The sequence below is a fragment of the Pseudarthrobacter sp. CCNWLW217 genome, assembly GCF_037203985.1.
In the GTDB taxonomy this organism is placed as follows: domain Bacteria; phylum Actinomycetota; class Actinomycetes; order Actinomycetales; family Micrococcaceae; genus Arthrobacter.
The window spans coordinates 81,863-94,571 of the sequence record NZ_JBBCBT010000010.1; the positions used below are offsets into that span (position 1 = coordinate 81,863).

The following is a 12,709-nucleotide window of genomic DNA, read 5'->3' on the forward strand; positions in this document are numbered from 1 at the left end:
ATGCCGGATTTTGAACTCAGTGAGGAATACCAGGACCTCAGCGACACCGTACGGGACTTCGCGGACCACGCGGTGGCCCCCGTGTCGGCCAAGCACGACGAGGAGCACAGTTTCCCGTACGAAATCGTTAAGCAAATGGCCGACATGGGCCTGTTCGGGCTGCCCTTCCCCGAGGAGTACGGCGGGATGGGCGGCGACTATTTCGCCCTGGCGCTGGCCCTCGAACAGCTGGGCCGGGTGGACCAGTCCGTGGCCATCACCCTGGAGGCAGGGGTCTCCCTTGGCGCCATGCCGGTCTACCGGTTCGGCACCGACGCGCAGAAGGAGGAATGGCTGCCCGTCCTGGCATCTGGTGAGGCGCTCGCCGGCTTCGGCCTCACGGAGCCGGAAGCCGGTTCGGATGCCGGCGGCACCAAGACCCACGCCCGGCGAGAGGGTGGCGAGTGGGTCATCAACGGCAATAAGGAGTTCATCACCAATTCCGGGACGGACATCACCCGCCTGGTGACCGTTACGGCGGTGACGGGCCAGAAGGAACGCAAGGACGGGAGCGTGAAGAAGGAGATTTCCACCATCCTGGTGCCCACCAACACGCCCGGGTTCACGGCTGAAAAGGCGTACAACAAGGTGGGCTGGAACGCCTCCGACACTCATCCGCTGACGCTGAAGGACGTCCGGGTGCCGGAGGAAAACCTGCTGGGTGCCGAGGGGCGCGGCTACGCAAACTTCCTCTCCATCCTCGACGAAGGCCGGATCGCCATCGCCGCACTGGCCACGGGGGCGGCGCAGGGCTGCGTGGACCTGTCGGTGAAGTACGCCAAGGAGCGCAGCGCGTTTGGCCACTACATCGGCAAGCACCAGGCCATCGCGTTCAAGATCGCCCGCATGCAGGCCCGCGCGCATACTGCACGGCTGGCCTACTACGACGCCGCCGCCCGGATGCTCGCAGGCAAGCCATTCAAGACGCAGGCGGCCATCGCTAAGATGGTCGCAGGCGAGGCGGCCATGGACAACGCGCGGGATGCCACCCAGGTATTCGGCGGCTATGGCTTCATCAACGAATTCACTGTGGCACGCCACTACCGCGACTCCAAGATCCTTGAAGTGGGGGAGGGCACCACGGAGGTCCAGCTGATGCTGATCGCCCGCGAACTCGGACTGTAATAGCCGGCCGGAGAGGATCACTGATGATTAACAAGGTTGTTGCCAGCGCCGAGGAAGCCATAGCGGACATCCCCGACGGCGCCTCCCTCGCGGTGGGAGGGTTCGGCCTGTGCGGAATCCCCGTGGCCCTGATCGACGCCTTGCACCGGCATGGCACCACGGACCTGGAGACCGTCAGTAACAACTGCGGCGTGGACGATTGGGGGCTGGGCGTCCTGCTCCGCGACGGCCGGATCCGTCGGACCATCAGTTCCTACGTTGGAGAGAACAAGGAGTTCGCGCGCCAGTACCTCTCCGGTGAACTGGAAGTTGTGCTGACGCCGCAGGGGACCCTCGCGGAGAAACTCCGGGCCGGCGGCGCCGGTATCCCTGCCTTTTACACCAAGGCGGGGGTAGGCACGCAGGTGTCCGACGGCGGCCTGCCGCAAAAATACGACGCCGACGGCGGCGTCCTCATCGCCTCCGCCGCGAAGGAGGTCCGTCCCTTCAACGGGGTCGATTACGTCCTCGAGGAGTCCCTGACTCCGGACTACGGCCTGGTCCACGCCTGGAAGGGCGACCGCCACGGCAACCTGGTCTTCCACGCAACGGCCATGAACTTCAACCCGCTCTGCGCCATGGCCGGCAGGATCACCATCGCCGAGGTGGAGGAGCTGGTGGAACCGGGGGAACTCGATCCGGAGCATGTCCACACCCCAGGTATCTTCGTCCAGCGGGTGGTGGTTGTTCCGGCCGGCGAGAAACGGATCGAAAAGCGGACCGTGGCCCTCAACCGGCCGGCGGCCACAGAACAGGCAGGAGTGTAGCCATGGAGTCCAACCGACCGCAGGGAGCGCCTCCCCGCCCCGAAGCCGTGCGCCCGGAATACCGGCGCGCCGCCGTCGGCCACCCGGACGCCGCTAACCCGGAGACCAAAGGGTGGACACGCAATGAACTGGCCGCCCGGGTGGCCCAGGAACTCAGCAATGGGCAGTACGTGAACTTGGGCATCGGCATGCCGACGCTCATCCCCAACTACATCCCGGCCGGTGTGGAAGTTGTGCTGCATTCTGAGAACGGGATCCTGGGCGTGGGACCGTATCCCACCGAGGATGCCGTGGACCCCGACCTCATCAACGCCGGGAAGGAGACCGTCACGGTCAACAAGGGTGCGGCGTTCTTCGATTCAGCCTCGTCCTTTGGCATGATTCGCGGCGGACACGTCGACGTGGCCGTGCTCGGCGCGATGGAAGTGGCCCAAAACGGCGACCTCGCCAACTGGATGATCCCGGGCAAGATGGTCAAGGGGATGGGTGGAGCCATGGACCTGGTCTTTGGCGCCAAGAAGGTGATTGTGATGATGGAGCACGTGGACCGCAACGGCCGCCCCAAAATCGTGGAGCAGTGCACTCTGCCCCTGACCGGTAAAGCCTGCGTTGACCGGATCATCACCGACCTCGCCGTGATCGACGTCGTCACCGAAGGGGGGTCCTCACGGCTGGTGCTGCGCGAGTTGGCCCCCAACGTGTCGGTCGAGGAAGTGGCTGCGGCCACCGGCGCCGAACTCTTCGAAGAGGACCAGGAACTTACCGTATGACGGCGGACAATCCCCCTGCCGTTGAACAGCCTGCCGTTGAACCGCGCGTCGTTGAACAGCGCGGCCTGTACTTCGACGAACTGGAGGAGGGCGTCCTGTATGCGCACAGGCCGGGCCGCACCGTAACGGAAACGGACAATGTCCTGTTCACTACCCTCACCATGAACACCCAGGCGCTGCACCTTGACGCAGCGTGGAGCGCCGGCCAGCCGTTCGGCCAGCGGCTGGTCAACTCCATGTTCACGCTGTCCACCGTGGTGGGGCAGTCGGTGTCGCAGCTGACCCAGGGCACCATCGTCGCCCAGCTGGGCCTGACCGATGTGTCCTTTCCCCACCCGCTGTATCACGGCGACACGCTGTATACCGAGACTGTGATCACCGGGAAGCGGCTCTCGGGCTCCCGGCCCGGACAGGGGATTGTGACCATGCAGCACACCGGCCGCAACCAGGACGGCACCGTGGTGGCGTTGGCCACGAGGAGTTGCCTGATGTGGACGCGGGAGGCTCATGCCGGGCAGCAAACCGGGGGTCAAAAGGGGACAATGGCTGTATGACCTTTGTGATGGGGCCAGCCCTCCTCTTTTGCCCTGCAGACCGGCCCGAGCGGTACCAGAAAGCCTCCGACCGTGCAGACGCCGTCATCCTCGACCTCGAGGATGCGGTGGCGCCCGCGGACAAGCAAAGGGCCCGCGGCGCGATCCTCGCCCAGCTGGGCGCCGGCGGCGAAGTACCCGAACTGGACCCGAGCCGGACCATCGTCCGGATCAACCCTGCCGGCACCGAAGAGTTCGAGAAGGACCTGCACTGCCTGGCGCACACGCCGTACAAGACGGTCATGTTGGCCAAAGCGGAGAGTGCCGAACAGCTCAGACAGCTTGAGGACTTCCATGTGATTGCCCTCTGCGAGACAGCGGCCGGCGTCCTGAATGCCCCCGCGATCGCCGCTGAGCCGAACGTGGTGGCGCTGATGTGGGGTGCCGAAGACCTGTTGGCATCCCTGGGTGGCACGTCCAGCAGGAAGGACGACGGCGGATACCGCGCCGTAGCCCTGCACGCCCGCTCAAGCGTTCTCCTGGCCGCCGGCGCCTTCGGAAAGGCCGCGGTGGACGCGGTCTATGTCAACATTCCGGACCTGGAGGGTCTTGCCGTGGAGGCCGCCGATGCCGTCGCATCCGGGTTCAGCTCCAAGGCCTGCATCCATCCCACCCAGGCGGCCGTTGTCCGTGGCGCCTATGCCCCGTCCGAGGCCGATGTTTCTGCCGCGACGGAGCTGCTGCAGGCGGCAGCCTCCGCCGGGTCAGGCGTCTTCCAGTACAACGGCAGGATGATCGACGGCCCCATCCTCAAGCATGCCGAAGCCACCATCCGCCGGGCGGGCATCCACAGCTAGGGATCCCTCGCCCTATCGCTCAGCTTGTCGGACGGCGTCCCGGAGTCCGGCGGAGGGACAGCGGCGGAATGGCCTCATACAGTGGCGTCCGGACCCACCGTTCGCCGGTGTCACGGAACTCAGCCCGGGTGGCGAACCGGTACAGGTAGCTGCGGGCGCGCACCCACCGCGGGCGGCCGCCGTCGAACGGGTCGTGGCGGAGCAGCCGCAGCACCTGGCGGTCGGCTTCGAGCAGCTTGGCGAGGAAGGCATAGAACCATTCCTCATGGACTGTCCGGAGCGGGAGGAACCACATCAGCCAGTCCAGCCGGAGGTGGTAGGGGGCCCACTGGCGCGGCAGCCGGCGCACGTCCCCGGGCTTTCCCTTGAAGCCGTACTCCCGCCAGTCGGCGGATTCGTCCGGATCCTCATCCAGGGTGCCCTCGACAACGATCTCGATCCGCTGTTTGGTGACCGTGCCGAACGCGCCGTAGGTATTGACGAGCTGCCAGCGGTTGAAGCTAGCGTTCATCAGCTGCCGCTTGGAGAACAGGTTGCGCACCGGCCAATAGCTCAGCACCGCAAGGAGCAGGGTTGCGGCGAGGGTGATGGCGAGCCACCACACCGGTGTCTCCCTGCCGTCCGCCGAGCCTTCGTGCCACTCCAGCGGCAGGAAGGGCAGAACGGCGTGGGCGACGGGGTCGCTCACGGCGGCGAAGGCCAGCACAATGGCGATCCAGTTCAGCCACGCGAAGTTGCCGCTGGCCACAAGCCACAACTGGGTGAAGATGATGATACCGGCGGCGGCACTGGCCACGGGCTGCGGCGCGAAGAGGAAGAACGGCACCACAAGCTGCGCGAAGTGGTTCCCCAGGACCTCCAGCCGATGGAACGGCCTGGGCAGCAAATGCGCCTGCCGGCTCAGGGGTCCGGGCATCGGCTGCGTTTCGTGGTGGTAGTAGAGCGCAGTCAGGTCGCGCCATTCCCGGCCGCCCCGGATCTTGATCATCCCTGCCCCGAATTCCAGGCGGAACACCAGCCAGGCCACCAGGATCAGGATGGTGCGCGGCGGGTCAGTCTGGTCCGATCCGAGGAAAGCCACGGTGAACCCGGCCTCCAGGAGCAGCATCTCCCAGCCGAAGCCATAGAACGTTTGGCCCACGTTGACGATGGACATGTACAGCAGCCACAGGGCCAGGAAGGCGATCAGGGGCAGCCACGGCGGCCCGAGCTGGGGAAGGCCTGCCACCAGGAGCGCCGCGATTGCCATCCCGGCGACGCACACTGCGCGCAGCAGCCGGTCCGAATACCGCCAGCGGAACAGGGTGGGCCGCCTCATAGCTCTGAATCCCTCAAGATAGTCGGACACCGGCAGCAGCCCGCGCGCACCCAGCAGTGCCGGGAACTGGTTGAAGGAGGAGAGGAATGCAATAAGGAAGAGTGCTGCGACGCCGCGTTGCAGCACCTGCCGGGCGAATTCGTACTCCGGCGCATCGAACCAGGAAACCCAGTCCACGGTGTCCACGTTACGCCCGCCCCCAGGTTCCGCGCACTAGGATCGGATGGTGTTTGCACTGGTGCTGATTGCCGTCATTGCGGGGGCACTGGCCCAGCGGCTGGCCGGCCTCGGATTCGGCCTCCTCGTTTCCCCGGTCTTGGTGGTACTCCTGGGGCCGTTCGACGGCGTGATGATCATCAACCTCTGCGGGGCCGCTTCGTCGCTGCTGATCCTGTCCAGGGTGTGGCGGCACGTTCAGTGGCGACGCTACTTCGGCCTGGCGCTCGCGGCCGTGGCAGGGGTTTTGCCGGGCGCCTGGCTGGCCAGCAACGTGCCGGAAGCACCGCTGGAGATCTGTATCGGCGTCCTGCTCATCGTCGCCTTGCTTGCTTCGCAGCGGCTGACCCGCAGCTCATGGCGCGCCAGCGGTCCGGTCCCCATGGCATCACTCGGCTTTTCCAGCGGACTGATGAATGCGGCCGCCGGCGTGGGCGGCCCTGCCATTACCGCCTACGCCATCGCCACCCGCTGGGACCAAAAGAGCTTCGGCGCCACGCTGCAGCCGTATTTCGTGACCACGGGGCTGACGTCCCTGGTGAGCAAATATGTTCTCTCCGGCGGGCACCTTCCCGGCCTGGAGGGATGGCAGTGGCTCAGCATTCTGGCTGCCATGGTGGTCGGAATCGTTGCCGGCGACTTGCTGTCCGGCAAGGTCAAGCCTGCCTCCGTCCGGCGGATCGTGGTGGCCATCGCCTACCTCGGAGCCGCGTCCACACTGACCAAGGGTTTCGTGGAACTGGCTTTTGGGTGAGCGGGCACAGCCTGCCGGTGCGGGATACTTAAGCAATGCAGCCTCGCAGAATCGTCATCCTCGGATCCACCGGTTCCATCGGCACCCAGGCGATTGACGTCGTCGACGGCGCCCCGCACCTTTTTGAAGTGGTGGCGCTCAGCGCCGGGGGCGGAAACCTGGGACTGCTGGCCCGCCAGGCCGTCCACACGGGGGCCGCCGCCGTCGGCATCGCGTCCGGGGATCCGCGGCAGCTGCAAAACCTGATCAACGACGCCGCCCGCCAATCAGGACGGCAAGACTACCGGCCGGAGATTATCTCCGGCCCCGACGCCTCCACCCGGATTGCCGAAATCCCCGCCGACGTGGTGCTCAACGGAATTACCGGCTCGATCGGACTCGCCCCGACGCTGGCGGCCCTGAAATCGGGGGCGTTACTGGCTTTGGCCAATAAGGAGTCCCTCATTGTTGGTGGAGAGCTGGTCAAGGCAGCCGCCCGGGAGGGGCAGATTGTGCCTGTGGACTCCGAACATTCCGCCATCGCCCAGTGCCTGCGCTCCGGCTCGGCCAACGAAGTGGACAAACTGATCCTGACGGCCTCCGGCGGACCCTTCCGCGGCCGGACCAGGGAGCAGTTGCACAACGTTTCGCCCCGGGAAGCGCTGGCACACCCTACGTGGGATATGGGGCTGATGGTCACCACCAATTCGGCCACCCTGGTCAACAAGGGCCTCGAGGTCATCGAAGCCCACCTGCTCTTCGACATCCCGCTGGACCGGATCGACGTTGTGGTCCACCCGCAATCCGTGGTGCACTCCATGGTCCAGTTTGTCGACGGGTCCATCATCGCCCAGGCTTCGCCGCCGGACATGCGCCTGCCCATTGCGCTGGGGCTGGGCTGGCCCGACAGGGTGCCCAAGGCTGCGTCCCCCTGCGACTGGACCCAAGCCACCAGTTGGACGTTCGAGCCGCTGGACTCGCAGGCCTTCCCGGCTGTGGAGCTCGCCAAGGACGCAGCCAAGCAGGGAAGCACCTTTCCTGCGGTGTTCAACGCCGCCAACGAGGAAGCCGTCACAGCCTTCCACGAAGGATCCATCCGCTTCACCGACATCGTGGACACCGTCGCTGGCGTACTCAGCGAACACCCAGGATCCTCCGGGCTGACAGTGGAGTCCGTGCTGGAAGCTGAAAGTTGGGCACGGGCGCGGGCCCACGAACGTTTAGCAGTCAGCAGTCTCTAGGAAGCAGTCAATCCACCCATGAGTCCCGTACTCCTCTTTATCCTCGGTGTCGTGTTTGTGGCGATCGGCATTGCCGTGTCCATTGCGCTGCACGAAGTCGGCCACCTGGTGCCCGCCAAGCTGTTCAAGGTCCGTGTCACCAAGTACATGATTGGTTTCGGCCCCACCCTGTGGTCAAAGCGCAAGGGCGAAACCGAATATGGGGTCAAGGCCATCCCCCTTGGCGGCTACGTCTCAATGATCGGCATGTATCCGCCGAACAAGGACGACGGAACAGTCAGGCCATCGAGCACCGGCATGTTCCAGACCCTGGCCACGGAAGCGCGGTCCCTTGCCCACGAGGAGGTGGGTCCGGACGACAAGGACCGGGTGTTCTACCGGCTCCCGGTGTGGAAGAAAGTCATTGTGATGCTCGGCGGCCCGGCGATGAACCTGCTTATCGGCCTGGCCCTTACGGCGGTCCTCCTCATGGGCTTCGGCATTTCCACGCCCACCACCACCATCGCCGATGTTTCCAAGTGCCAGGTCGCCGCCGGCGAGACCGTGGATCCTGATTCTGCAGACTGCGAACTGACGCCAGCGGCCGCCGCCGGCCTCCTGCCCAATGACCGGGTCACCTCCTTTGATGGGAAGGCAGTGACCAGTTGGGACCAGCTGACGGAGTGGATCCGTACGTCCGCCGGGAAGGAAGTCAGCATCACCGTAGAGCGCGACGGCGGCACGGTCACCACCACCGTGACTCCTGTGCTGTCCGCCCGCCCTGTTGTCGGTGTCGACGGACGCCAGGCCAAGGATGACGCCGGCAACCTCCTGTACCAGGACGTCGGCTTCCTGGGCATTGGTGCACAGAGTGAACTGGTGCCACAGCCGGCGTCGACTGTCCTGCCCATGGCGGGGGAGAACATCCGGCAAGTGGCCGGTGTTGTCCTCAACCTTCCGGCGCGTGTAGTCGGGGTTGCGCAGGCGGCCTTCAGCGAGGAGCCCCGTGATCCCAACGGACCCATCAGCGTAGTGGGTGTGGGGCGCGTGGCCGGAGAGATATCGGCCATGGAAGAGGTGCCGCTCCAGTCAAGGCTGGGGGCCCTGGTTGGGCTGCTCGCCGGGCTGAACTTCGCCTTGGCCGTTTTCAACCTGGTTCCGTTGCTGCCGCTCGATGGCGGCCATATCGCCGGTGCACTGTATGAAGGGGTCCGGCGCCGGGTGGCGAAGCTCTTCGGCAGGCCCGACCCCGGCGCCTTCGATATCGCCAAGCTCTTGCCCGCGACGTACGTCGTAGCCGCCCTGCTGATGGGGATGAGCGCGCTGTTGATCTATGCGGACATCGTGAAGCCCATCAACCTGTTCGGCTAAGCCGCTTTCGGCTGATATTCGAGAATCAGCCATATAAGGCTTATTTTGGATAATCAGCTGCAAACGATTGATTATCTGAAATCAGCCACCTACGGTTAAGCCATGTACATCCTCACCATCGACCAGCGCGGCAGCAGCGAGGACGTCGACCGGGTTCCGGAGCTGATCTCCGAACTGGCCGGCCTTACTTCGGAGGCGTTCGAGCGCTCTGTGGGCGACGAACTCCAAGGACTCGTAGCCGACCCGGCCGAGGTAGTGGACATTGCCCTGCACGCGCTGCGCAGTGGCCACTGGTACGTGGGGATCGGCATCGGCTCAGTGGTGCTCGCTCCCGGGGCCAGCCCCCGGGAAGGTACCGGAACGGGCTTCGTGGCCGCCCGTAAGGCCGTTGATCTCGCCAAGACCGCAGCCGGACAGGTCCCGTTGTCGGTGGTGTCCGGCAGTATCGGACGGACAGCGGAAGTACCGCAGCATGCCCGGGAAGGAGCCGTGGCCTGCGCCCATGCCGAGGCGGTGCTCCGCCTGATCGGCCGCCTGGTTCAGGAACGGACTCCAGCCCAATGGCGGGTGGTGGACCGGCTCCGGCTCCTGCAGGGCGGTGGCGGCCGGCATGGCAGCCAGAAGGAGGTGGCCAAGGAGTTGGGAATTACGGAACAGTCGGTGAGCCGTGCCGTGCTCAGGTCCGGATGGCAGGAAGAATGGGCGGCTAGGCCCGCCGCGGCAATGCTCCTGGCGCACGCTCATTCCCAGATAGAAGGAGACCGGTGAACGCACTCTGGATAACCGCGGCCCTGCTGGTGGCCGGATTCGCCGGCTGGCCAGTGACCGCGCTGGTCTTTCGGCTGGCCAGGACCATCGATGACAAGGCGGATGCGGCCAGTGCAGCGGACCGGGCGCTCGAGGACCCGTCAGCCGACGTTACGGTGGACACCTTTCCCGCAGTCCCGCAGCCCCGCCCAGGACAATCCGTGGACGGCGAGCTGACAGCGGACGGCGGGAGGCCGTCGTCGGACGTTCCCTCTCCGGCGCCACCCGCTGCGGCCCAGCGGATCCTGCGTGGTGGGGCGATCATCGGCGTGCTGGAGCGCCTTGCGGTTTGCCTGGCCATCCTGGCCGGCCAGCCGGTGGCCATCGCGTACGTGGTGGCGATCAAAGGACTGGGAAGGTTCGCCGAGCTGAAGGAAACACCCGTGGCCGCGGAGCGGTTCATTATCGGGACCCTCACCTCCATGCTGTGGGCCGCCGGGATTGCGGCTATCGTCAAAGTGCTGTTTCTGTCCTAAGCCACCGGCCCGGCATGTGGGGTTTTGCGGCATTGCCCGGATCGGCGAAGGCCCGCCGCGGGGGATAGGGTGTCCTTATGACTGTTTTTGCTGTTGAGTACGTTTACGCTGCCAATTCCTCTGCCGCCCGCGATGAGAGCCGTCCCGCACACCGTGCCTGGCTGTCCACCCTTGCCGAGGACGGCCGGCTCCTGACCAGCGGACCCTATGGCGACGGCGCCGGTGCCCTGCTGATCTTCAAGGTCCAGGACGAGGCGGAGTTGAACGAACTGCTCAAGCAGGATCCCTTCGCGCTGGCAGGCACCATCGCCGGGATCCGGACCACCGAATGGACCCCCGTGATCGGCATCCTGGCCGCCCACGCGTCCTGATATCTGACCTCCCTCCTCTTTCGATCCACCTACCCAAGGAGTCCACGTGACCTCGGTCAGCCTGGGAATGCCGTCAGCACCGCCGCCCGTTCTTGCCCCGCGCCGGAAGACGCGCCAGATCAAGGTCGGATCCGTGGGGGTCGGCTCGGACAGCCCCATCAGCGTGCAGTCCATGACCACCACACCCACCACGGACATCAACGCCACCCTGCAGCAGATCGCCGAGCTCACGGCGTCCGGCTGTGACATCGTTCGGGTGGCCTGCCCGTCCGCGGACGACGCCGAGGCGCTGCCCATCATTGCCCGCAAGTCCCAGATTCCGGTCATCGCGGACATCCACTTCCAGCCCAAGTACGTTTTCGCGGCCATCGAGGCAGGCTGCGCCGCGGTCCGCGTGAACCCGGGGAACATCCGCAAGTTCGACGACCAGGTCAAGGAAATCGCGAAGGCGGCCAAGGACCACGGCACGTCCATCCGGATCGGCGTCAACGCGGGCTCCCTGGAGCCGGGCATCATGAAGAAATACGGGAAAGCCACCCCTGAGGCACTCGTGGAATCGGCAGTCTGGGAAGCGTCCCTGTTCGAGGAGCACGGCTTCCACGATTTCAAGATTTCGGTTAAGCACAACGATCCCGTGATCATGGTGGCGGCCTACGAGATGCTGGCCGAAAAGGGAGACTGGCCCCTCCACCTCGGCGTCACGGAGGCCGGGCCGGCCTTCCAGGGAACCATCAAGTCCGCCACCGCCTTCGGCGCACTGCTGTCCAGGGGCATCGGCGACACCATCCGGGTCTCACTTTCCGCCCCGCCGGTGGAGGAAATCAAGGTCGGCAACCAGATCCTGCAATCCCTCAACCTGCGCCCGCGCAAACTGGAGATCGTCTCCTGCCCGTCCTGCGGCCGCGCGCAGGTGGATGTCTACACCCTGGCCGAACAGGTCACCGCAGGCCTGGAAGGCATGGAAATCCCGCTGCGCGTGGCAGTGATGGGCTGTGTCGTCAACGGACCTGGCGAGGCCCGTGAGGCTGACCTCGGCGTGGCATCGGGCAACGGCAAAGGCCAGATCTTTGTGAAGGGTGAAGTCATTAAGACTGTCCCCGAGGACCAGATTGTTGAGACACTGATCGAAGAGGCCATGCGTATCGCCGAAGAGATGGGGGAGGCCGATGGCGAAGATGCTGTCAAGGGTAGCCCCGTGGTTAGCGTCTCATAAGGACGGCACCGCGCCGGCAGGGATCTCCGTTCGAACCCTGGCCGGTGCGGACACGTCGGCACTGCGGCGCCTGGCCCAGCAGGATCCGGTAGCCAACGTCTTCATCCTTGCCCACTTGCGCTCGGCCGGGACCGCCGCACCCACCACGGGTGGCGCATCGGTCCTTGGCGTGTTCGACGACGGCATGCTGGTGGGTGCCTGCTGGACGGGAGCCAACCTGGTCCCGGTTGAGCTGGATCCCGCCTATGCCGGTCTGGTTGCCGCGGCGGCCAACCGTTCGGGCCGCCGGTATGCCTCGGCTTTTGGCCCCGCGGAACCCGTCCTCGCCCTGCATGCTGAACTGGAGCTGTTGGGCCACACGGCCCACGAGGTGCGCTCCGAGCAGCCTCTCCTGACCCTCGCGGGCCCGCCTTCGGTGGAACCAAACACGGAACTCACCCTGGGCAGGCTCGCGGACTTTGACCGCATCCTCCCTGCCTGCGCCGCCATGTTTGAGGAAGAAGTGGGCTATTCGCCTTTCCTGGGGGGCCGCGAGTTCTACAGCCGGCGGGTCGAAGGGCTGATCCGGCAAGGACATTCGCTGGTACACCTCAACCCCGCCGGCGACGTCGTCTTCAAGGCCGAACTTGGAGCCGTGACAGCGGAGGTAACGCAGGTGCAGGGTGTGTGGATGAACCCTCAATATCGGGGCCAGGGCCTCAGCGCGGGCTACATGGCCGCCGTTGTCGACCACGCCCGGAAGATCGCACCGGTCACCAGCCTGTACGTGAATGGCTTCAATTCCCGCGCCAGATCCACGTATGAGCGCGTCGGGTTCACCCAACGGGGAACCTTTGCCACTGTGCTGTTCTAAG

14 protein-coding genes are annotated in these 12,709 nt (G+C 65.5%); 13 read left to right on the forward strand and 1 reads right to left on the reverse strand.

The annotated features are described in order from the left end of the window. Genes V9L18_RS12965 through V9L18_RS12985 form a run of 5 tightly spaced genes read left to right on the forward strand, consistent with a single transcriptional unit; the run spans position 1 to position 4,130 of the window. Positions 1 to 1,164: an acyl-CoA dehydrogenase family protein gene (locus V9L18_RS12965; protein WP_337347581.1), complete on the forward strand. Its 1,164-nt coding sequence runs from the start codon at positions 1 to 3 to the stop codon at positions 1,162 to 1,164. A gap of 23 nt (positions 1,165 to 1,187) precedes the next feature. Further along, positions 1,188 to 1,970: a CoA transferase subunit A gene (locus V9L18_RS12970; protein ID WP_337347582.1), complete on the forward strand. Its 783-nt coding sequence runs from the start codon at positions 1,188 to 1,190 to the stop codon at positions 1,968 to 1,970. A gap of 2 nt (positions 1,971 to 1,972) precedes the next feature. Continuing rightward, complete coding sequence (locus V9L18_RS12975; protein WP_337347583.1) at positions 1,973 to 2,740, forward strand: CoA transferase subunit B; 768 nt, start codon at positions 1,973 to 1,975, stop codon at positions 2,738 to 2,740. Further along, positions 2,737 to 3,294, forward strand: coding sequence for a MaoC family dehydratase (locus V9L18_RS12980; RefSeq protein WP_337347584.1), 558 nt, complete (start codon positions 2,737 to 2,739; stop codon positions 3,292 to 3,294). Before V9L18_RS12975 ends, V9L18_RS12980 begins: the two co-directional genes overlap by 4 nt. Beyond that, complete coding sequence (locus V9L18_RS12985; RefSeq protein ID WP_337347585.1) at positions 3,291 to 4,130, forward strand: HpcH/HpaI aldolase/citrate lyase family protein; 840 nt, start codon at positions 3,291 to 3,293, stop codon at positions 4,128 to 4,130. The genes V9L18_RS12980 and V9L18_RS12985 overlap by 4 nt, the downstream gene beginning before the upstream one ends. A gap of 19 nt (positions 4,131 to 4,149) precedes the next feature. On the opposite strand, the gene V9L18_RS12990 is transcribed toward V9L18_RS12985, so the two are convergent. Further along, positions 4,150 to 5,625, reverse strand: coding sequence for a lipase maturation factor family protein (locus V9L18_RS12990; protein WP_337347586.1), 1,476 nt, complete (start codon positions 5,623 to 5,625; stop codon positions 4,150 to 4,152). A 46-nt stretch (positions 5,626 to 5,671) separates the two neighbouring features. On the opposite strand from V9L18_RS12990, the gene V9L18_RS12995 reads away from it, so the two are divergent. From V9L18_RS12995 to V9L18_RS13030, 8 genes are all read left to right on the forward strand, one after another. After that, positions 5,672 to 6,418: a sulfite exporter TauE/SafE family protein gene (locus tag V9L18_RS12995; RefSeq protein WP_337347587.1), complete on the forward strand. Its 747-nt coding sequence runs from the start codon at positions 5,672 to 5,674 to the stop codon at positions 6,416 to 6,418. Between the two features lie 35 nt (positions 6,419 to 6,453). Next, entirely contained in the window at positions 6,454 to 7,638 is a 1,185-nt protein-coding gene (gene dxr, locus V9L18_RS13000) for a 1-deoxy-D-xylulose-5-phosphate reductoisomerase (RefSeq protein ID WP_337347588.1), read from the forward strand. Between the two features lie 18 nt (positions 7,639 to 7,656). Beyond that, positions 7,657 to 8,988 (forward strand): M50 family metallopeptidase, encoded by a 1,332-nt coding sequence (locus V9L18_RS13005; protein WP_337347589.1) that lies wholly within the window; start codon positions 7,657 to 7,659, stop codon positions 8,986 to 8,988. Positions 8,989 to 9,090: 102 nt separating this feature from the next. Next, positions 9,091 to 9,756 (forward strand): MarR family transcriptional regulator, encoded by a 666-nt coding sequence (locus tag V9L18_RS13010; RefSeq protein WP_337347590.1) that lies wholly within the window; start codon positions 9,091 to 9,093, stop codon positions 9,754 to 9,756. Then, positions 9,753 to 10,271 carry a hypothetical protein gene (locus V9L18_RS13015; RefSeq protein WP_337347591.1) on the forward strand — a complete coding sequence of 173 codons (519 nt, stop codon included), beginning with the start codon at positions 9,753 to 9,755 and terminating at the stop codon, positions 10,269 to 10,271. The genes V9L18_RS13010 and V9L18_RS13015 overlap by 4 nt, the downstream gene beginning before the upstream one ends. 77 nt (positions 10,272 to 10,348) lie before the next feature. Further along, positions 10,349 to 10,642 (forward strand): YciI family protein, encoded by a 294-nt coding sequence (locus V9L18_RS13020; protein ID WP_337347592.1) that lies wholly within the window; start codon positions 10,349 to 10,351, stop codon positions 10,640 to 10,642. Positions 10,643 to 10,688: 46 nt separating this feature from the next. Continuing rightward, the gene (ispG, locus tag V9L18_RS13025) at positions 10,689 to 11,855 is read left to right on the forward strand and encodes a flavodoxin-dependent (E)-4-hydroxy-3-methylbut-2-enyl-diphosphate synthase (RefSeq protein WP_310166360.1); all 1,167 of its coding nucleotides are present in this window, start codon (positions 10,689 to 10,691) and stop codon (positions 11,853 to 11,855) included. After that, a complete protein-coding gene (locus V9L18_RS13030; RefSeq protein WP_337347689.1) occupies positions 11,818 to 12,708 on the forward strand; it encodes a GNAT family N-acetyltransferase in 891 nt (296 codons plus the stop codon). The genes ispG and V9L18_RS13030 overlap by 38 nt, the downstream gene beginning before the upstream one ends. Position 12,709 lies beyond the last annotated feature (1 nt).